Consider the following 20535-nt stretch of genomic DNA (forward strand, 5'->3'; position numbering starts at 1 on the left):
TTACGAATTAAAATCTAAAGTGAGAGAAAGCTTTGTTAGCTTCTGCCATCTTGTGAGTATCCATTCTTTTCTTAACCGCAGCACCTTCTTCTTTAGCAGCAGCTAAACATTCTGACGCTAAACGTTGTGCCATAGATTTTTCATTTCTTCTTCTAGAATAAAGTATTAACCACTTCATTGCCATAGAAATTTTTCTGTCTGGTCTAATTTGCATTGGAATTTGAAATGTAGCTCCACCAACTCTACGACTACGTACTTCTACGTGAGGCATAACGTTTGTTAACGCATCTTTCCAAATTTCTAATGAAGATTTTTCTGAATCTTGCTTTTTAGACTCAATGATGTCAATTGCATCATAAAATACTTTGAAAGCTGTAGATTTCTTACCATCCCACATTAAGTTGTTCACAAAACGCGTTACCAATTGGTCATTAAACCTTGGATCTGGTAAAAGTGGTCTTTTCTTTGCCGCTCTTTTTCTCATGTCTTTTTTTTAATAAAAAGTTATAGGTTATCCGTTAAATGTTATGCGTTACAGATTTCTACTAATGTTTCGATCCCCAACCCTTAACTCCTAACCTCCAACTCTTAACGTTTTAAATTACTTTTTTGCTTCTTTTGGGCGTTTAGCACCGTACTTAGATCTTCTTTGCGTTCTTCCTGCAACTCCTGACGTGTCAAGCGCTCCACGAACGATATGATATCTAACACCTGGTAAATCTTTTACCCTTCCACCTCTAACTAATACTATCGAGTGCTCTTGTAAATTGTGTCCTTCTCCAGGGATGTAAGCATTCACCTCATTACCATTTGTCAAACGTACACGCGCAACTTTACGCATTGCAGAGTTTGGTTTTTTTGGTGTAGTAGTGTAAACACGCGTACAAACCCCTCTTCTTTGAGGACAAGAATCTAAAGCAACCGATTTACTCTTCTTAGTTATCTGAGTTCTTCCTGTTCTTACTAATTGTTGAATTGTTGGCATAATTAATACTAAAAATTTATTATGTATATTAAATTCCCGCTTTTTACGGGGTTGCAAATGTATAAAATATTTTTCACTATACAAACGTTAATTCATTAATTTTCAACAACATTATTTAAGCTTATGATTTTACAAACAAACAATAGATATTTGCAATACTTTTAATAAATGAAAAAATTGCTTTTAAAACCTTTTTTAAACCTAATATTTTTTTGCGTCGGCATTTCTTGTTACGCACAAAATTTCCATTTAAAAATAAATGGATCTAATCAAATTCAATCCCAAATAATTGATTCTGTAAACTATATAACAAAACACACTAATCTAAAATCATTGTTTGATGAAATCAAAAACACATCCGAGAAACTATCTAAAAAAGGATACATAGACAATCAAATACTAGAAACCAACAAAACAAATGACACCACTTACACAACAATAATCGATCTAAATAAAAAAACAAAATACATACATATATATATAGGTACAAATAAATCCTTTTTTGATGTATTCGAAACAAAAAAAGACACCATAATCATCCCATACGAAGAGATCGAAAATTTCTTAAATCAAAAAATAATTGATGCAGAAAAAAGAGGTTTTGCCCTAAGCAAAATAAAACTTGTAAATATTCAAAGGAAGAATTTAATAATTTATGCCGATTTAAATTTTAAATCCGAAAAAAAACGAACCGTAAATTCCATTATTCTCAATCAAGAAAATAACCAAAATAAAAATTATTTCCCAAAAGGACACCTAAAACAACTAAACAAAAAATACCTCAATAAAACTTTCAATCAAGAAACCGTAAAAGAACTCTACAACGACATTAACAGTTACGAATTTATCACTCAAACAAAATACCCTCAAATATTATTCACAAGTGACTCTACCAAAATCTACACTTATATCGAAAAAAGAAAAGCAAATACTTTTGATGGCTATATAGGTTTTTCAAACAATGAAAACAAAAAAACAACACTTAACGGATATCTAGATATAGCATTATTAAACACGCTCCATGCCGGCGAACAATTTTCACTATATTGGAAAAGCGATGGGAATCAACAAAAAACATTCAACACAAAAATAGAAATTCCATACATATTCCAATCCTCACTGGGACTAAAAGCACAATTAAACATTTTCAAACAAGATAGCACCTTTCAAAATACCAAAACATCAATAGACCTTGGATATCTTTTAAACTACAATACAAAAATATACATAGGCTACCAATCTACAGAGTCAAGCGATATTCAAAATACAAATAATTCAAGCATTACTGATTACAAAAACTCCTATATAACTTCGACTTTTGAACACAGAGAAAACGATATTGAAAATATACTTTTCCCAAAAAAAGCATCTGTAAATTTCATCATTGGATACGGAAAAAGAAACACAAACAACGACCCTGAAACAGCTACCTCTAGCCCTCAATTCTACACATCTTCAAACCTTTCTTACAATTTCAAAATAAACAAAAAAAATTACATCTATATAAATCCGCAATTTTTCTATTTAAAAAGCAAAAACTACATCACAAACGAATTATTTAGATTTGGCGGAATAAACTCAATACGCGGTTTTTCAGAGAATAGCCTTCAAGCCAATTTCACCTCCATGCTTCTTACAGAATACAGATACGTTGTCTCAGACAATTTATACATCAATTCAATTATCGATTACGCAATATATCAAGACTTAACAAGAAACATAAATCCTAAAAAAATTAACAATTTAACAGGAATCGGAATTGGGACAACAATCCAAACATCCGGCGGTTTATTAAGGCTTAATCTCACAAATGGAGGGCAAAGCGTTAAGGAAATACAATTATTTAACACTATGGTCAGCATATGTTATAATGTTAAATTTTGACCTAACTCAAAAAAACTTTAAACTATCATTAGGAAAGTTAACAAATTATTAAGAGTTTTGCAACACTAATTCAAAATATTTAAAAATGAAACTAAAGTTCAATGGATTCTTAGTACTACTACTAGTGCTAATGGCGCAGTTAAGTTTTGCGCAAGAAAGAACCGTTTCAGGTACAGTTTCCGATAATGCAGGAATGCCTTTGCCAGGTGTGAGCGTATTAGTAAAAGGAACTAAATCTGGAACACAAACTGATTTTGACGGAAAGTTCTCTATCAAAGCATCAACAAGCCAAGTATTGGTATTTAGCTACATTGGGATGAAAACCCAAGAAATAGCAGCGAGCTCATCAGTAGTTAATGTAAAACTAGGTGACGCAGCACAAGAACTTGAAGGCGTGGTTGTAACAACTGCCTTAGGTGTAAAAAGAGAGAAAAAATCTTTAGGTTATTCTTCTCAATTAGTAACTGCTGAGCAGGTTAACAGCTCACCAACAAACAACTTCCTAAACAATTTATCTGGAAAAGTTGCCGGTTTAGAGATCAAAGCAAACTCTAACTTTGGAGGATCTACTAACATTGTACTTAGAGGTATCAAGAGTATCACTGGTAACAACCAAGCTTTAATTGTTGTAGATGGAGTTGCAGTTAGTAATGCAAATTTAAATGACACAGATTCACAAAACGGAAGACAAGGATTTGACTTTGGTAATGCTGCATCTGATATTGACCCAAACAACATCGAATCAATCAACGTTTTAAAAGGTGCTGCTGCAACAGCTCTTTATGGTAGTCAAGCTTCAAATGGAGCAATCATGATTACAACTAAAAAAGGTAAAAAGAATTCTGCTTTAGGAGTATCTGTTAGTTCAACTGTTTCTGTTGGAGCAATAGACAAAAGTACTATGCCAAGATACCAAACTCAATACGGAGAAGGATATGGCGGAGAAGATAGTAGCTATACTGCTGACGTATTTGGCAATCCAAACGGACTTGTAGCTTCTACTGGAGATGATGCTTCGTACGGAAATAAATTTGACCCTAACATTATGGTATACCAATGGAATGCATTCGTATTAGGAAATCCTAACTATGGAAAAGCAACTCCATGGGTAGCAGCTAAAAACGACCCTAAATCATTTTTTCAAAAATCAACTACGTACACAAACAACGTAAATTTAAGTGGTGGTGATGAAAAAGGAGCTTACAATTTAGGATTCACAAACATCAATAACACCGGTGTTTTACCAAACAGTTTACTGAACAAAAACTCTCTTAACGGTAACTTCTCTAGAGATTTATCAGACAAATTAACTTCTACAGCATTCTTTACTTTTACTGACCAAAATACGACAGGTAGAAATAACACAGGATACGGAGACAACTTCATTGGAGGATTCAGACAATGGTGGGCAACAAACGTTGACATTAAAGAATTAGAAAGAGAATACAACAGAACAGGACAAAACACTACTTGGAATCAAACTGACCCAACCAGTGGCAATTTAGCACCTGCATTCTGGAACAATCCATATTTTGACAGATACCAAAATTACGAACAAGATTCAAGAACAAGATTCTTGGCTGGAACAAGTTTATCCTATAAAATCACTCCAGACTTCGTACTTTTAGGACGTGCAACTGTCGACTACTCTAACGACCAACAAGAACTAAGAAAAGCAGTTGGAAGTCACGCTGAAACATTTGGTATCAGTGGAGCTAACGACGGTTCAGGATATTCTTTATACAAAAGAGATTTCATGCAACAAACTTATGACTTTATTGCTACTTACAATTTTCACTTAAGCGAAAATATTGGAGCTAAAGCATTAGGTGGTTACACATACTTAAGATCAGATGCTTATTCGATTCAATCATCTACTACAGGTGGTCTAGCATCTCCTGGATTATATAGCTTAGAAAATTCTAACGTATTTTTACCAGCAAGAGAATCTCAAATTAGTTACGAAAAATCAGGATTGTATGCTCAGTTATCATTAGACTACAACAAATTCTTATTCTTAGAAGGATCATTCAGAAGCGATAAGAGTACAGCTTTACCAGGAGAAAACAGCAACTATAACTATTACTCAATTGGTTCAAGTTTAATCTTTTCTGAATTAGTACAAGCAGACTGGCTATCTTTAGGAAAAGTAAGAATTAATTACGCACAAGTTGGTAATGATCCTGCTGCAGGAAGACTTGGTGCTAAAGTTAACAACTATGGTATCGACGGAAATCCTCTTTTTGGAAACAGCCCAACATATTTAAATTTTGCTAACCTAAAACCAGAAACTCAAAAAGCTTGGGAAGCAGGTCTAGAGATGTCAATGTTTAAAAACAGACTAAATTTTGATTTATCTTTATACAAAACAAATACAGAAGATCAAATTTTCAACGTACCACAATCTACTTCAACTGGAGTAAACTTCGCAACAGTTAATGCCGGAGAAATCGAAAACAAAGGTATCGAGTTATCTTTATCTGGAAAAGTAATCAAAACACAAGATTTCACTTGGGATCTTGGAGTTAACTGGTCTACTAACAAAAACACTGTAGTTTCTTTAAACCAAGGAAGAGACAATTTATTATTAGCAACTTTTCAAGGAGGAGCTTCTTTAAATGCAACTGTTGGACAATCATACGGAACATTAAGAGGTACAGATTACACTTATGATGCAAATGGAAACAGAATAGTTGATGCTGATGGTTTCTATGTACTAAATAAAAACCAAGTTATTGGTAACACTCAAGCAAAATGGCTAGGCGGTATATCTAACAAATTCTCTTATAAAAATGTTTCTCTTAACTTCTTAATTGACATTAAAAAAGGTGGAGATATTTTCTCTTTAGATCAAGCTTACGGAAGAGAAACTGGTATCTATGACTTAGGAGTAAATGATCTTGGAAACTCAGTTAGAAGCCCACTAACAAGCGGTAATGATAGCGGAGGTGTAATCTTGCCTGGAGTTCACGCAGACGGAACAGCAAACACTACAAGAATTGATGCATCAACATCTGGAGGAACCGCTTTTAGCTCTGACACAAACCCAACAAAAGCTTACGTATACGACGGTTCATTTGTAAAATTAAGAGAAGTAGGTTTTACTTACAGCGTACCATCACAAATTTTAGACAAACTAAAACTTAAAGGATTATCTTTTAGCGTAATAGGAAACAATCTATGGATTATCCAAAAAAATCTTCCATATTCTGACCCTGAAGCAGGTTCGTCAGCAGGAAACATTCAAGGATTTCAATCAGGAGTTATGCCAGCAACAAAAGTATACTCATTTAATGTAAAACTTAACTTCTAGACAAAATGAAAAAGATATTATTATCAATAGTAACGTTAACCGTTTTAACTCTTTCGAGTTGTGTTAGCGACAATGACAATTTTAATGATGATGAAAAAAAGTCTTATGACGTTTCTGCAGAATCATTATTAACAAATGCACAAAAAGAATTAACTGACCAATTAACAACACCTAGTGTAAACAACAATCCATTACGCTATTACGTTCAATATTGGGCCGCTACATTATATGCTACCGAATCAAGATATAACTTAACACAAAGAGCTATCCCTGATACACATTGGACAAACTTATATCAAAATGTTTTAGGTAACTTACAAACATCAGAGCAAGTATTATTGAAGCAAGTAAAACCTGGTGACGTAACAGATAGTGATTGGAAAAAGCAACAACAAAACAAAGTTGCAATACTTGAAATCTTAAGAGTTTATACTTACCAAATACTGGTTGATACGTTTGGTGATATTCCTTATTCAGAGTCACTACAGAATCCAAAAATTATCTTACCTAAGTATGACAATGATGCTGCAATTTATCCATTATTAATTACTCGTTTAAATGCTGCAATTGCAAAACTAGACACAAGTGGAAAAAGTTTTGACAAAGGAGACCTTGTCTACAAAGGAAATGTTGCTGACTGGAAGTTATTTGCAAATTCGCTAAAACTAAAAATAGGAATAAATATTGCTGAGAGCACAGAATTCGCTGCTTTAGCTAAAACAACTATTGAAGAAGCTTATACTGCAGGTGTAATATTAGACAACCCTAAAAATGCTTTATTTACATATGCATCATTTGCTCCTAACTACAACCCAATTTTCGATAATTTGGTTGCAAGTCAAAGAAATGATAACGTTCCTACAACTACTATAATTAATCGAATGAACGCATTATCTGACCCAAGAAGACCTATTTTCTTCACGCCAATGGCTGACGGAACTTACAAAGGGGGAAATCCAGGATCACGTAATGCAAATCCTTACGAAACATCTTATTCACATGTTGGTGATGCAATTAAAAAGCCAGCTGCACCAGGTGTTTTATTAGAAGCATTCGAAGTTAACTTCTACTTGGCTGAAGCTGCTGCAAGAGGATTATCAGTAGGAAACACTCCAGAATACTATTACAATAAAGCAATAACTTTGTCATGTAATTTTTGGGGAGTTACACCTGAAGAAACTAATGCATATTTAGCTCAACCAACAGTAGCTTATGCAACTGCTGCTACTACTCCAATTGCAGGATTCCCAGGAACTGGAACTGGAACATGGCAAGAAAAAATTGGTTACCAAGAGTGGATTGCTTTATACAACAGAAGTTTCCAATCATGGACTGCTTTTAGAAGATTAGATTTCCCAATCTTAATAACTAGTTCAACTTCTTTATCTATCGCAAGAGGACAAGTACCTGTTAGATGGTTTTATCCAAATGCTGAACAAACAGTTAATGGCACAAACTGGCAAGCTGCATCTGCAGCAATTGGCGGAGACCTTTTAACAACTAAAATTTTCTGGGATGTTAAACAACCTCCATTAAAAGACCTATAATATAACATAATTTAACATAAAGCCACCCTCAAAAAGGGTGGCTTTTTTTTTGCAAAAGTTATAAAAAAAAGAAAAACCATACTAATATTCTAAAATTTAACATTTCACAGTATAGCAATGTTTTTCATTATTGTCATATTTCAAGTTAAAAATTACGAATTTACAATTTATACCTCTTTTTTAACTATAAAAAAACAATATCTTATAGTAAAATCATAATTTAACTAAAAAAAAAGCTTTTTATATTAGGTAGATTAACAAATTATTAAGATTTTTGTCGAACTAATTCAAAATAATTAAAAATGAAACTAAAGTTCAATGGATTCTTAGTACTTCTTTTGGTACTAGTGGCGCAATTAACTTTTGCGCAAGAAAGAGTTGTTTCAGGAATTGTTTCTGACAATACGGGAATGCCTATACCAGGTGTTAGTGTATTTGTAAAAGGAACAAAGACAGGAACACAAACAGATTTTGATGGAAAATACTCTATTAAAGCTTCTCCAAGCCAAATTTTGGTCTTTACTTACATTGGAATGAAGGCAAAAGAAGAGCCAGCAACGTCTACAACTGTTAACGCTAAACTAGCAGGAGACGCACTAGAACTTGAAGGAGTTGTAGTAGTTGCTTTTGGAACTCAGAAAAAATCTGAGATTACTGGAGCAGTTACAAAAATAGACGCAAAAGCACTAGAAAACGCTCAAGCTTCAAATGCAATTCAATCTTTAACTGGTAAAGTTGCCGGTGTACAGATTAGTGCTAACTCAGGACAACCAGGAGATCCACCTCAAGTACGTTTTAGAGGTTTGGGATCAATTTCATCTTCAAATGCGCCTTTGTATGTTGTTGATGGTATTCCTTACAACGGTGATATCAATGCTATTGCAACACAAGATATTGAGTCTATTTCATTTTTGAAAGATGCATCTTCAAATGCCTTATATGGTAGTAGAGGAGCAAATGGTGTAATCATTGTTACAACTAAAAAAGGTAAAAAAGGACAATTAAAAGTAACTTACGAAACTAAAATCGGTGTTAACTCTAGAGCAGTTCCTGAGTACGACATGATTAAAGATCCGGGACAATACTACCAAACTGTTTATAACAGAATCAAAACTGGTTTAATTTTTCAAGGAGCAACTCCTGCTGCCGCTTCAAACACAGCAGCTCAGAACTTAATTACTGGAGACACATACTCTTTAGGATACAACAATTACAATGTTCCTAATGATCAGGTTATCAATCCAGCTACAGGACAAATAAACGCTAATGCAAAATTATTGTATCACGATGATTGGTCAAAAGAATTATTTAGAGATGCTACTAGAACAGAGCACTTTTTAAGTTTATCAAGCAGCACTGACAACCTAAGTTCTTATTTATCTGTTGGATACCTTAAAGATAATGGTTACACAATTAACTCAGACTTTAAACGTGCTACAGTTAGAGCAAATGTAGATTATACTGTAAATAGCAAAATTAAAGTTGGAGCGAACTTGAACTATGCTAACACAGATCAAAATGCACCAATTTCTCAAGTTGGTTCTGCAACTTATAGTAACTTATTTAGCTGGGCTAGAAACATAGCTCCTATTTACACTATTTGGCAAAGAGATGCAGCTGGTAACTTCGCTACTAATCCTGACGGAAGCAGAGTTTACGAGTTTAACAAAACTGGAGATCGCCCTTATGGAGGAAATCTAAATCCATACGCGACCACCTTATTGAACACAAATTTAAATCAAGAAAATAAATTTGGCGCAAGAGGATATGTTTCTATTGATTTCTTGAAAAACTTCAATTTCAGATATAATCTAGGATATGACTTATTATCTGGATATTATTTAAACAGTACAACAGGAGAAGGTGGTGATGACATGGGAGTAAATGGTAGAATTGGTACCGCTTCTACTAATGATTACACCATCACTAACCAACAATTATTGTCTTGGAAAAAATCATTCGGAAATCACAATTTGGATATTCTTGTTGGTCATGAATCATCAGATTTTACATCAAAAATGTTAGCAGGACAAAAAAGTGGAGTTGTTATACCTGGCTTACCAATATTAAGTAACGCTACTAAATACAATTATGTAGATGGTTATAATGACCTATACAAAGTTGAAGGTTATTTCTCACGATTAACATACAACTACAAAGAGAAATACTTTGTGAATGGAAGTTTCAGAAGAGACGGATCTTCAGTATTCGCACCTGAAAACAGATGGGGTAACTTCTATGGATTTGGAGCAGCATGGTCTGTAATGAAAGAATCATTCTTCCCTAAATCTAAAGTAATTACAGACTTAAGAGTTAAAGGAAGTTATGGAGAACAAGGAAACGATAATATTTTCTATCCTGCAAGTACATCAATCAATCATCGAAGCTATTTCGGATATGGAAGAAACTACCATGCTGATCAAGACCAATACGATATTGTTCCAGATGCTGACGGAAATGCAACTATTTTACCAGTATATACAGGAAACAAAGAAATCAAGTGGGAAAAATCAAAAAATATGAACGTTGGATTTGAAATCGAATTATTCAACAGAGTAAACATCGAAGCCGAATATTTCGAAAGAAAAGTTAGTGATTTGATCTACAACCTTCCTAAACCATCTTCAACAGGAGTTAGTTTCGTAAGTACAAACATTGGAGATATGGCCAATAAAGGAGTAGAGATCAATCTTGGTGTTGATGTAATCAAAACTGAAGACGTTGACTTTAATATTTGGGCAAATGGAACACATTACAAAAATGAAATAACTTCATTACCAACACCATTCACAAACGGAATTTTCCGTTTTGAAGTTGGAGCTCCTGCTTACTCATACTACATGAGAGAATTTGCTGGCGTTGATAAAACTAATGGAGACGCTTTATGGTATGTGGATCAAAAGGATGCTTCTGGCAAGGTTACAGGCAAAACAACAACTAATGTATACGGAACTGCAACTCAATACTTAAGCGACAAGAATGCAAATCCTGATGTTTACGGAGGTTTTGGAACTGTTGTACGTTACAAAAATTTAACATTCCAAGCTAGTTTTGCATACCAAGTAGGAGGATACATGTTTGATGGAGTTTATCAAAGCGCAATGTATTCAGGATCTGACAATATTGGACAAAACTATCACCAAGATGTAAACAAAGCATGGACTGTTGATAATCCAAATTCTAATATCCCAAGAATTGATCACGTTTCAACTTTTCAAATGGCGACTTCTGATTATTTCTTAATAAAATCAGATTATATAAGTTTACAAGATGCTTCTATAGCTTATGACTTCAAAAACAGTAAACTTACCGATCTTGGAATTTCATCTACTAAATTTAGTTTAATGGGATCTAATTTAGGATTATGGTCAAAAAGAAAAGGAATGGACCCAAGATTAAACAATTTAGGTACTCAAAGCAATAACGGTCAGTCTTTAAATGTGTACGGAGTAATGAGAACTATCTCATTTGGTTTAACAGTAAATTTTTAAGAAAATGAAAAAAATATTAATATTATCAATGTCCCTGTTGATACTCACAGGTTGTTCAAAAGATTTTCTTGATGCACAACCAGAATCAACAATTAACGACGAACAACTTGCAACATCACCTACTGCGAGTAAATCAATTTTAGCTGGAATTTATTCCGCTTTAAGATCCTACGGCTTATCTGTCGCTGGTAGTCACGAAGATTATGGTCATAAATCTATCCTTGCTGCTACTGATCTAATGTCAAACGATATGTTAATGACTAAATCAAGCTGGTATGGTTCTTTTTACAATTATTTAGGAAGACAGCAGACAAACAGTAGATCAAAATTAGCTTGGACAATTTATTATCCACAGATAAGAACAACAAACAAGCTAATACAAGCTATTCCTGCTGACGCACCAACTCCGGAGCTTAAAGCCATTAGAGGTCAAGCATTGGCTTTAAGAGGTTACTTTTACTTTATGTTAGCACGTATGTATGGACCTACTTATGTTGGCAATGAAACAAAACTATGTGTTCCATTATTTACAGAACCTACTGTGGACGCCAAACCAAGAGCTACAGTTCAAGAAGTATACAAAGTAATAGAGAGCGACTTAAAACTAGCTATTACAGAGCTAGAAGGTTTCACACGTGCAAACAAAGACGGATTAGATCAATCTGTAGCACAAGCTTTTTTAGCTGATGTTTACTTAGAAATGGGGAAATATCCTGAAGCTGCTGATTTTGCTCATAAAGCTAGACAAAACTACACTTTACTTACTCAAGCAGATTGGAACACTGGATTCTATGATATAACTACTGGTAATGAAACAATGTGGGGAGCTACAATAACTTCTGCACAAAGTACTTTCGTAGCAAGTTTTTTCAGTCATTTTGACAATACAAACGATTCAGGATATGCTGGAGGTTTAGGGATATACAAAAACATAGATAAAAATATGTACGAGAGTATCTCTAACACTGACTATAGAAAAAAAGCATTTGTACCACCAGCGGGAAGTACAACTTATCCTTCATTACCTGCATATGCTAATACCAAATTTAGAGATCCAACTATTGATTCTGGAGATTACATCTATATAAGATCAGCATCATTGTATTATATCGAAGCTGAAGCTCTTGCGAGATCAGGAAATGAAGGTACAGCAAAGCAAGTTTTATATGATATTACAATTACAAGAGATCCTGCTTATGTATTATCTACAAAAACTGGTACTGCTTTAATCAATGAGATCGTACTTCAAAAAAGAATTGAACTATGGGGAGAAGGATACGCATGGTTTGACATGAAACGTTTAGGAGTTGCTCTTAATAGAGATTATGTTGGATCTAACCACCCATCTTTCGGAAAATTCAATATTCCTGCAGGAGACAATAAATTCATCTTCCAGGTTCCACAAGCGGAAATTGATGCAAATCCATTAATTGTACAAAGCCCACTATAATTTAAATAGCGCTTAAATTACATATTAAACCACTCTGTTCATTCAGAGTGGTTTTTTTTTTATATAAACATTATACCTATATTTGCCCTATGGAAAAAGAACATCAAATATTTGGAATTAGAGCCATTATAGAAGCAATTCAAGCAGGAAAAGAAGTTGATAAAGTATTTATACAAAAAGAAATTTCCGGAGAATTAATGAAAGATTTAATGAAGGTCATGAAACGTGCCAACATAAATTTCTCCTATGTACCTGTAGAAAAACTAAATCGCCTAACACCAAACAATCACCAAGGAGCTGTTGCAACAATCTCTCCTATTGGTTTTATCGAATTAGAACATTTAGTTGAATCAACAATTGAATCAGGAACTAAACCTTTGTTTTTAATATTAGATCAAATTTCTGATGCCAGAAACTTTGGAGCTATAATCAGAACTGCTGAATGTACAGGAGTAAACGGAATTATTGTCCAAAAAGCTGGTTCGGCACCTGTAAATGGTGATACGGTAAAAACATCAGCAGGTGCGGTTTTCAATGTGCCTATTTGTAAAGTAGAACATATTAAAGATGCTATATTTTACCTTCAGGGTTCAGGAATAAAAACCGTTGCTGCAACCGAAAAAACAGATCAAAATATATACGATATTGCACTAAACGAACCTGTAGCAATTATCATGGGATCTGAAGACAGAGGAATAAACCCATCTGTACTTAAAATTGTAGATGAAAAAGCAAAATTACCAATGTTTGGATCAATAGGATCTCTAAATGTTTCTGTAGCTTGTGGAGCATTTTTATACGAAGCTGTCCGCCAAAGAAGTTAAATAGTATTGAGAATTAAGATGACAAGTAAATCTAGTATGAATGTCTTCAAAATCTATTCTTAACATATTCTTTCATAAAATCTGTTGCTGGTTTGTAGTTTTGTTAATTACAAACTTAAGCTACGGACAAACCACTACTTACGGACAATCCTGGAATGAAGTTCAGTTCAATCGGACCATAAACGAAAAATGGTCTACTGAATTTGACCTCGGCTCCTCTTATAGCAGTACTGCAACTTCTTCGAATATTTTTCAGCAAAACATTCAAAAATCCTTCCGAGGATGGGGACATTACTATTTAACTCCCAGATGGAAACTCTCAACCTTTGTTGCCTATTACGACAATAAAGACGTACCCGAAATAGGTCAGTTCAAATCTCCGGAATGGAGATTTGCCCTCCAGGGAACCTACTATTTTCACAAAACAGGATATACTTTAAGTACCCGAATGAGAATGGAACTTCGGCATATCAGAAATGGCGAAGACGATTACGAAAATGTTTTAAGGTATCGCCAGCAAATAAAATACATAAAACCTATTAATAGCAAAGTTTTAAGACAAGGTGTTGTTTATGCTGTTGCCTCAGATGAACTCTATTTTAAATCAGGTGCAAAAGTCACCGGTTTAAGTTTCTTTGATCGAAACAGGTTTATTATAGGTGGAGGTTATTTATTCACAGATGACATTCAGGTAGAATTAACTTATGCAAACGAATATCTACCCAGAGATAATGAAAATCAGATTGTAAATGCTGCATCTTTAACAGTTACATTTAATAATCTTTTTGAGACCATCAAGAAAAAATTATCTCATAATAATGATAACACAAAAACTGACGATTAATATCTACTTTTCATCCTTCTTTAAAAAGCAATTTAATTGCTCTTTAATAGCATCTTTGTGTAATTTGAAATTATAACTACGAACAAACTCTGTTCCTTTCATGTTAATTTCGGCCACTATTGCCTCAAAGTTAGAGAATGCCTCAATATCCTTATCATCAATCAAGTAAAGAACCTGCATAATTGAATCATTATTCCTATATTGAGTATCATAATGTGCCAACTTGTATTGTTTATTATCGGCCAAATGAATAATTAAATCATCTTTTATTTTTTTTCCTTCACTTTTAGCAGGAAATGGTGAAGGCTGGAGTGACACAAAATAATGTTCCTTATCGGTTACGATATTAATCTTTAATGATTTTGATTTTGTTACATAAAAATTAGCCGGTTCAAAATAGTACATCATTGTTCCGTCAGCAAGAACTTTGTTTTTTACGTCGCATTGTGCCATTATACTTGATCCGCTTAAAAGCACTAATAACCCAATTATAAAGCTTATCTTTTTCATAAAAAGGGAGAATGAAATTAGAATGTCTTTAACAAAAATAATCAATTATAATCAAAACAAATATCCTCGCTTACATTTTATCCTCTGATTCTCTTTTCGTTACAGTATAACTTACTGGAAAACTCGAATTATAATAAGTAAAAACATCCTCTGAATCTTCTTCTGGAATTTCGGTATTAACAAAATTTCCATTTTCATCAAAATGCCTCATAAAAGCATCCTCTTCAGGATTAAAATCTGGTTTTTGCCAATCATAAACAATTGGTTTTGCATATTCAGGTGTTTTATAAAGTAAAGACATTGCAAAACCGGTAATAAAACCTGCCAAATGCCCTTCCCATGAAATTGACTTGTCTACATCCGGAAATACATACCAAATCATTCCACCATAAAGTAAAATGACAGACAACGAAAGCGCCACTAAACGATAATAACGTGTTTGAATTCCTTTGAAAAAAATAAAACTTACTAATACATAGATCAAACCGCTTGCTCCAATATGGAAATTTTCCCGACCTATAATCCAGGTGATTAATCCCGAAAATAAAATACCATAAACAATAACACTTAAAGATTGTTTAGGATAAAAAAATTGCAATGCTGCCAGCAAGACCAAAAGCGGAATCGAGTTGTTATATAAATGACCTAAATTTTCATGAATAAAAGGACTAAACAAAACTCCTTGTAAACCTGAAAAATCTCGTGGATAAATACCATGTTGATAAAAATCAAAATCGAAGCGGATTTGCATCCAATAAACAATCCACAGAAAAAGGACAAAAAAAACTGGAAGACCAATAACAGCAGTCGTAAATTTAAAGTGGTTATCGTTCATGATTATTAAATATGTTGTATTGGCAATATCAAAAAACTATCCAAATACAATATACTGATAATTTGTCAGCTAAAGCCTCCTCAGTCTTTGTTATGATTTGTAACCCTTTAATACTATAAAATTAAAATTGAAAATAGTAATTTTACAAAATGGAAGCACCTTTAGCCGAGCGTATTCGCCCACAGCAATTAGAAGACTACATAAGTCAAAGTCATTTGGTTGGTCCAAATGGTTCGTTAACACAACAAATATCAAAAGGAATTATTCCGTCATTAATATTTTGGGGACCTCCGGGAACAGGAAAAACGACTTTGGCACAAATTATAGCACAAGAATCAAAACGTCCGTTTTACATCTTGAGCGCAATAAATTCAGGTGTTAAAGATATTCGTGATGTAATTGAAAAAGCAAAACAAAGTGGCGGGTTATTTACGGCTAAAAATCCTATTCTGTTTATTGATGAGATTCACCGTTTTAGTAAATCGCAACAAGACTCGCTTTTGGCTGCGGTCGAAAAAGGCTGGATTACACTTATTGGCGCAACGACCGAAAACCCAAGTTTTGAAGTTATTCCTGCATTATTGTCACGTTGTCAAGTCTATGTACTAAATGCTTTTACAAAAGCCGATTTAGAGTCTTTATTGCATCGCGCAATGAAAACGGATACTTATTTATCAACCAAAAACATTCAATTAAAAGAAACCGAAGCTCTACTCCGACTTTCTGGCGGAGATGGAAGAAAGCTTTTAAATATTTTTGAACTTGTTATAAACGCTTCGGCTGGCGACGAAATTATTATTACCAATGATCGCGTTTTTGAATTAGTCCAGCAAAATACTGTTTTGTATGACAAAAGTGGTGAACAACATTATGATATCGTTTCGGCATTTATAAAATCAATTCGCGGCAGTGATCCAAACGGAGCTGTTTACTGGCTGGCAAGAATGATTGAAGGTGGCGAAGATGTAAAGTTTATCGCCAGAAGAATGCTCATTTTATCAAGCGAAGATATTGGAAATGCAAACCCGACGGCTTTTATTATGGCAAACAATACGTTTCAGGCCGTAACAACAATTGGTTATCCTGAAAGTAGAATTATATTAAGTCAATGTGCAATTTATCTGGCTACTTCTCCTAAAAGTAATGCGTCGTATATGGCAATTGGAAACGCGCAACAACTGGTTAAACAAACTGGTGATTTACCGGTACCAATACATTTAAGAAACGCTCCAACCAAACTTATGAAAGAGTTGGGATATGGTGATGATTATAAATATTCGCATGATTATGCCAATAATTTTGCCGAGCAGGAATTTTTGCCTGATGCTGTAAAAGAAACGGTTCTTTACAATCCAGGAAGCAATTCTAGAGAGAACAGCAACCGTGAATTTTTAAAGAACCGTTGGAAAGATAAATATGGTTACTAGAACCCTATTTTATATTTAGAATTTAACGACAATTTTTTCTGAAACTAATTTATCATTTTGATAAGATTCGAAATACCATTGACCGTCTTCTTTCAAAATTAGAGAACCTTGTACATTATCTTTTATTGCAATAAACACATTTGATTGCGAAGTTTTAAGCAATTTCATAACCACTTTTGGTGTTTTATCAATTAACTGATAACCTGATTCTGTAGGTTGCGCATACAACAAACTAGGATCTTTCAAATCTGGTGAAGGAGCAACAGCAACTGCTGCTGACGTTGTAACTGCCGCCGAAGTTGTAACTGCTGCAGCTGCTGGAGTAACAGGCGTCGCTCTTACGGTTGAAACAGCAGATTTCCCGCTATATTTATAATGTAATCCCGTTATAGATACAAATGCTAAATCCAGACACTCTCTATAAGCTACTTCGTAATCTTTTTCTTTGCTTTTCCCAACTTCAGAAGTGTAAATTACTTTTCCATAACAATCTTTAAACTCAACATAAAGTTTTGTTATTAAAAATCCATTATCTCTTTTTACATCTACATACAAAAGATCACAACGATCACCATATCCTGTCGGAAGTTCTTCATTAACATAAAAAGCCTGAAAACCAGCTTTGTTTAAATTCGATTTTGTCATTGTAGACATTCTGTATTGATTTTCAGTTTTAAGAAAATCATATTTCAAGGGTACAATCACTGCTTTGTAATCATTAATAGATTGAGCAAACCCAATAAACGTGGTAAGAAGTGCAATCAACAAAAATTTTATTCTCATAATTATAAATATTTTTTAAGTTCTAATAAATGATTTATTTGTTTAATATTTTCAGGAGCTTCAACTTTTTTATCATTAAAAAAAATAGCATCCAAACCGGCATTCAATGCACCATTAACATCTGCATCAAGACAATCGCCAATCATAATACTATTTTCTTTTGAGGCCTGAGCCAAATTGACAGCATAATCAAAGATAATACTATTTGGTTTTTTAACACCAGCTAACTCAGAATTTGTTATAGTATCAAAGTAACCACCAAGAGCGGCATTATTTAACTTTTTATCCTGAACAGCAGCAAAACCATTTGTGATAATATGCAGTTTGTATTTAGGTTTTAAATAATCCAAAACTTCGATTGCTCCATCAAAAAGATAATTATTATCGGTTAAATATTCGATATAATCATTTGCAACCTGATTGATGTCTTCATCTGATATTTCATAATTTAAAGCATCAAAAGAAAGTTTCAATCTATTGTAGCGCAATTCGACATGCGTAATTTCGTCGTTTTGATATAATTTCCAGCAAGCCTGATTTATAGGAGCATAATGGGTTATAAAATCCTCGATCTTAATATCTGGAAATCTGTTTTTAAAAATACGATCAAAAGCCATTTCTGAATTTTTATCAAAATCCCAAAGCGTATGATCTAAATCAAAAAAAATGTCGGTAATAGTGGTATTCATAACTTATAAAATTCCTTCATCTACAAAACTATAATATTTTGTTTCAGTAATAATCAAATGATCTAAAACTTTAACATCTAAAACATCCCCAGCTAATTTTAACTTCTTCGTAATTTGCTTATCCGCTTCACTTGGGATTAACGAACCCGAAGGATGATTATGACATAAAATCAAGCCTGTAGCTCTATTTTCAAAAGCTAATTTAAAAACCATACGCGTATCAACAATAGTTCCCGTTATTCCTCCTTTACTTAATTGCACTTTAGAAATTATCTTATTAGAATTATTAAGAAAAAGCACCCAAAATTCCTCATGAGAAAGTTCACCTATAATAGGCTGCATCATTTGGAAAACCATTTTACTCGAAGTAACTTTCTCTAATATAGATACAACTTCCTCCTTTCTACGACGACATAACTCTAAAGCAGCAACAATAGTAATTGCCTTTGCCTCGCCTATACCTTTAAATTTCATTAACTGAGCAATTGATAATTTTGCTAAAGAATTCAAAGTGCCTACGCTCGCCAAAATGCGCCTGCTTAAATCAACGGCAGATTCATTACGACTTCCTGAACCAATTAAAATAGCAAGTAATTCTGCATTGCTTAAAGCTTCTTTACCTTTAAGCATTAATTTTTCGCGTGGACGATCTTCTTCTGACCAATTCGAAATCGGCAAATAAGTTATGTCCATCTACTGCAAAACATTAATTGATTTACTCATGCAAATACTATTTGTTAAACCCACATATGGCTCGTAGTTTTCTACAATTTTAAATCCAACTTTTTGATATAAACTTATGGCCTCAATTTGTTTGTATAAAGTTTCTAAAATCATGGTTTCAAAACCCTGATTCTTTGCCTCCTTTTCAAGTTCTTTAATAACTAATTGTGCCAAACCTAAACCTCTTGCTTCAGGTGAAACAAACATGCGTTTCAGCTCAACCGTTTTCTCATTGTATTTCTTAAAACAGCCACTTGCAATAGCTTTTCCGTCTAAATAAATAAGGATAACATTGTCATTAAACTCAATCAAATTATTTCCCCAATAATCCTTCTTTAATTCGGGATAACGTTCCCATAAAAAAGCGTCAAATATTTTGATCAATCTTACAAAATCCGGATTCTCACTTGTTGTTCTCACAACCTCTATTCTTGAATTCATTTTATTAAAATCTTAAAAGGCGAATATATTGAAAAATAAGAAAAATCACTCATAAATAACAAATTACTATTTCAAAATTAATTAATTTTAAAGGCAAATAGCTATCAAACAAACTTCTATATTTATTGTAATGAAATCTATATACACTTTAATCGTTGTATTCTTATTTTTTTCTTGTAATCAAAAAGAAAAAGCAACAATTCTAACCGAAAATTCTTCGGCAATAGCAAACACTTTTGCAGATAAATTGTCAAATGCAGCATTATCTATAATTGATTCTTCGATAGATTATGATCCTGCTTATTTTTCGATAGAATATCCTAATGGAGATATTCCTAAAAATAAAGGAGTTTGCACCGATGTTGTTATTCGTACCTATCGAATATTAGGTATCGATTTACAAAAAGAAGTTCATGAAGATATGATAGCAAATTTTTCAGCATACCCGAATTTACAAAAATGGGGAATGACAAAAACCGATACTAATATCGATCATAGAAGAGTTCCTAATTTAGAAATTTTCTTTGAAAGAAAGGGAGAAAAATTACCAATAACCCAAAATCCAAACGATTACAAAACCGGAGAAATTGTAACCTGGCTAATTAACGATAAACTACCTCATATCGGAATTATTACAAACAAAAAAACAACAGACAGAAAACGAAATCTAATCGTCCACAACGTTGGCAACGGACAAGTTCTCGAAGATTGTTTATTCAAATATACTATTGTAGGACATTATAAATATTGGAAATAAAATCAAAATAAAATTCCAATAGAAAAATTCCA

17 protein-coding genes are annotated in these 20535 nt (G+C 33.4%); 9 read left to right on the top strand and 8 right to left on the bottom strand.

Annotation, left to right across the window (positions count from 1 at the left end; all coding sequences use genetic code 11):
* Positions 1-7 precede the first annotated feature (7 nt).
* Together rpsG and rpsL are read right to left on the bottom strand one after the other, a co-directional pair.
* Complete coding sequence (gene rpsG, locus CHB81_RS10985; protein ID WP_007803600.1) at positions 8-484, bottom strand: 30S ribosomal protein S7; 477 nt, start codon at positions 482-484, stop codon at positions 8-10.
* A gap of 117 nt (positions 485-601) precedes the next feature.
* Positions 602-985 (bottom strand): 30S ribosomal protein S12, encoded by a 384-nt coding sequence (rpsL, locus tag CHB81_RS10990; RefSeq protein WP_007136570.1) that lies wholly within the window; start codon positions 983-985, stop codon positions 602-604.
* A gap of 333 nt (positions 986-1318) precedes the next feature.
* Here rpsL and CHB81_RS10995 point away from each other — a divergent pair, with 333 nt between their 5' ends.
* The 7 genes from CHB81_RS10995 (at position 1319) to CHB81_RS11025 (ending at position 14338) form a co-directional block, all read left to right on the top strand.
* Positions 1319-2869, top strand: a complete 1551-nt coding sequence (locus tag CHB81_RS10995; RefSeq protein ID WP_254921063.1) for a hypothetical protein — start codon at positions 1319-1321, stop codon at positions 2867-2869.
* An 85-nt stretch (positions 2870-2954) separates the two neighbouring features.
* A complete protein-coding gene (locus CHB81_RS11000; RefSeq protein WP_089351925.1) occupies positions 2955-6182 on the top strand; it encodes a SusC/RagA family TonB-linked outer membrane protein in 3228 nt (1075 codons plus the stop codon).
* A 5-nt stretch (positions 6183-6187) separates the two neighbouring features.
* Positions 6188-7729: a SusD/RagB family nutrient-binding outer membrane lipoprotein gene (locus CHB81_RS11005; protein ID WP_089351926.1), complete on the top strand. Its 1542-nt coding sequence runs from the start codon at positions 6188-6190 to the stop codon at positions 7727-7729.
* A 302-nt stretch (positions 7730-8031) separates the two neighbouring features.
* The gene (locus CHB81_RS11010) at positions 8032-11220 is read left to right on the top strand and encodes a SusC/RagA family TonB-linked outer membrane protein (RefSeq protein WP_089351927.1); all 3189 of its coding nucleotides are present in this window, start codon (positions 8032-8034) and stop codon (positions 11218-11220) included.
* A gap of 4 nt (positions 11221-11224) precedes the next feature.
* On the top strand, positions 11225-12670 hold the full coding sequence (locus CHB81_RS11015) for a RagB/SusD family nutrient uptake outer membrane protein (protein WP_089351928.1): 1446 nt from the start codon (positions 11225-11227) through the stop codon (positions 12668-12670).
* 89 nt (positions 12671-12759) lie between these two features.
* Positions 12760-13494, top strand: a complete 735-nt coding sequence (gene rlmB / locus CHB81_RS11020) for a 23S rRNA (guanosine(2251)-2'-O)-methyltransferase RlmB (protein WP_089351929.1) — start codon at positions 12760-12762, stop codon at positions 13492-13494.
* 40 nt (positions 13495-13534) lie between these two features.
* Positions 13535-14338: a DUF2490 domain-containing protein gene (locus CHB81_RS11025; RefSeq protein WP_089351930.1), complete on the top strand. Its 804-nt coding sequence runs from the start codon at positions 13535-13537 to the stop codon at positions 14336-14338.
* A gap of 3 nt (positions 14339-14341) precedes the next feature.
* On the opposite strand, the gene CHB81_RS11030 is transcribed toward CHB81_RS11025, so the two are convergent.
* Together CHB81_RS11030 and CHB81_RS11035 are read right to left on the bottom strand one after the other, a co-directional pair.
* On the bottom strand, positions 14342-14848 hold the full coding sequence (locus CHB81_RS11030) for a hypothetical protein (RefSeq protein WP_089351931.1): 507 nt from the start codon (positions 14846-14848) through the stop codon (positions 14342-14344).
* A 70-nt stretch (positions 14849-14918) separates the two neighbouring features.
* On the bottom strand, positions 14919-15683 hold the full coding sequence (locus tag CHB81_RS11035; RefSeq protein WP_089351932.1) for a rhomboid family intramembrane serine protease: 765 nt from the start codon (positions 15681-15683) through the stop codon (positions 14919-14921).
* A gap of 149 nt (positions 15684-15832) precedes the next feature.
* Between CHB81_RS11035 and CHB81_RS11040 the strand changes: the two genes are divergently transcribed.
* The gene (locus tag CHB81_RS11040) at positions 15833-17110 is read left to right on the top strand and encodes a replication-associated recombination protein A (RefSeq protein WP_089351933.1); all 1278 of its coding nucleotides are present in this window, start codon (positions 15833-15835) and stop codon (positions 17108-17110) included.
* Positions 17111-17125: 15 nt separating this feature from the next.
* On the opposite strand, the gene CHB81_RS11045 is transcribed toward CHB81_RS11040, so the two are convergent.
* The 4 genes from CHB81_RS11045 to CHB81_RS11060 are packed head-to-tail and all read right to left on the bottom strand — an operon-like array spanning position 17126 to position 19746.
* Positions 17126-17893, bottom strand: coding sequence for a hypothetical protein (locus CHB81_RS11045; RefSeq protein WP_089351934.1), 768 nt, complete (start codon positions 17891-17893; stop codon positions 17126-17128).
* Positions 17894-17895: 2 nt separating this feature from the next.
* Complete coding sequence (locus CHB81_RS11050; protein ID WP_089351935.1) at positions 17896-18582, bottom strand: YjjG family noncanonical pyrimidine nucleotidase; 687 nt, start codon at positions 18580-18582, stop codon at positions 17896-17898.
* Positions 18583-18585: 3 nt separating this feature from the next.
* Complete coding sequence (radC, locus tag CHB81_RS11055) at positions 18586-19275, bottom strand: DNA repair protein RadC (protein WP_089351936.1); 690 nt, start codon at positions 19273-19275, stop codon at positions 18586-18588.
* On the bottom strand, positions 19276-19746 hold the full coding sequence (locus CHB81_RS11060; protein WP_089351937.1) for a GNAT family N-acetyltransferase: 471 nt from the start codon (positions 19744-19746) through the stop codon (positions 19276-19278).
* Between the two features lie 130 nt (positions 19747-19876).
* On the opposite strand from CHB81_RS11060, the gene CHB81_RS11065 reads away from it, so the two are divergent.
* The gene (locus tag CHB81_RS11065; RefSeq protein WP_089351938.1) at positions 19877-20503 is read left to right on the top strand and encodes a DUF1287 domain-containing protein; all 627 of its coding nucleotides are present in this window, start codon (positions 19877-19879) and stop codon (positions 20501-20503) included.
* The last annotated feature ends 32 nt before the right edge of the window (positions 20504-20535 follow it).

Origin of the sequence: Flavobacterium sp. ov086 (assembly GCF_900187965.1) — a bacterium.
Classification (GTDB): domain Bacteria; phylum Bacteroidota; class Bacteroidia; order Flavobacteriales; family Flavobacteriaceae; genus Flavobacterium.

Bases quoted from the DNA above. Each gene is read 5' to 3' on its own strand.
- CHB81_RS11040 (WP_089351933.1), top strand. From the start codon at position 15,833: ATGGAAGCACCTTTAGCCGAGCGTATTCGCCCACAGCAATTAGAAGAC.
- radC (WP_089351936.1), bottom strand. From the start codon at position 19,275: ATGGACATAACTTATTTGCCGATTTCGAATTGGTCAGAAGAAGATCGT.
- CHB81_RS11010 (WP_089351927.1), top strand. From the start codon at position 8,032: ATGAAACTAAAGTTCAATGGATTCTTAGTACTTCTTTTGGTACTAGTG.
- CHB81_RS11015 (WP_089351928.1), top strand. From the start codon at position 11,225: ATGAAAAAAATATTAATATTATCAATGTCCCTGTTGATACTCACAGGT.
- CHB81_RS11000 (WP_089351925.1), top strand. From the start codon at position 2,955: ATGAAACTAAAGTTCAATGGATTCTTAGTACTACTACTAGTGCTAATG.
- CHB81_RS11035 (WP_089351932.1), bottom strand. From the start codon at position 15,683: ATGAACGATAACCACTTTAAATTTACGACTGCTGTTATTGGTCTTCCA.
- rpsL (WP_007136570.1), bottom strand. From the start codon at position 985: ATGCCAACAATTCAACAATTAGTAAGAACAGGAAGAACTCAGATAACT.
- CHB81_RS11060 (WP_089351937.1), bottom strand. From the start codon at position 19,746: ATGAATTCAAGAATAGAGGTTGTGAGAACAACAAGTGAGAATCCGGAT.
- rlmB (WP_089351929.1), top strand. From the start codon at position 12,760: ATGGAAAAAGAACATCAAATATTTGGAATTAGAGCCATTATAGAAGCA.
- CHB81_RS11050 (WP_089351935.1), bottom strand. From the start codon at position 18,582: ATGAATACCACTATTACCGACATTTTTTTTGATTTAGATCATACGCTT.
- CHB81_RS11045 (WP_089351934.1), bottom strand. From the start codon at position 17,893: ATGAGAATAAAATTTTTGTTGATTGCACTTCTTACCACGTTTATTGGG.
- CHB81_RS11025 (WP_089351930.1), top strand. From the start codon at position 13,535: ATGTCTTCAAAATCTATTCTTAACATATTCTTTCATAAAATCTGTTGC.
- rpsG (WP_007803600.1), bottom strand. From the start codon at position 484: ATGAGAAAAAGAGCGGCAAAGAAAAGACCACTTTTACCAGATCCAAGG.
- CHB81_RS11065 (WP_089351938.1), top strand. From the start codon at position 19,877: ATGAAATCTATATACACTTTAATCGTTGTATTCTTATTTTTTTCTTGT.
- CHB81_RS11005 (WP_089351926.1), top strand. From the start codon at position 6,188: ATGAAAAAGATATTATTATCAATAGTAACGTTAACCGTTTTAACTCTT.
- CHB81_RS11030 (WP_089351931.1), bottom strand. From the start codon at position 14,848: ATGAAAAAGATAAGCTTTATAATTGGGTTATTAGTGCTTTTAAGCGGA.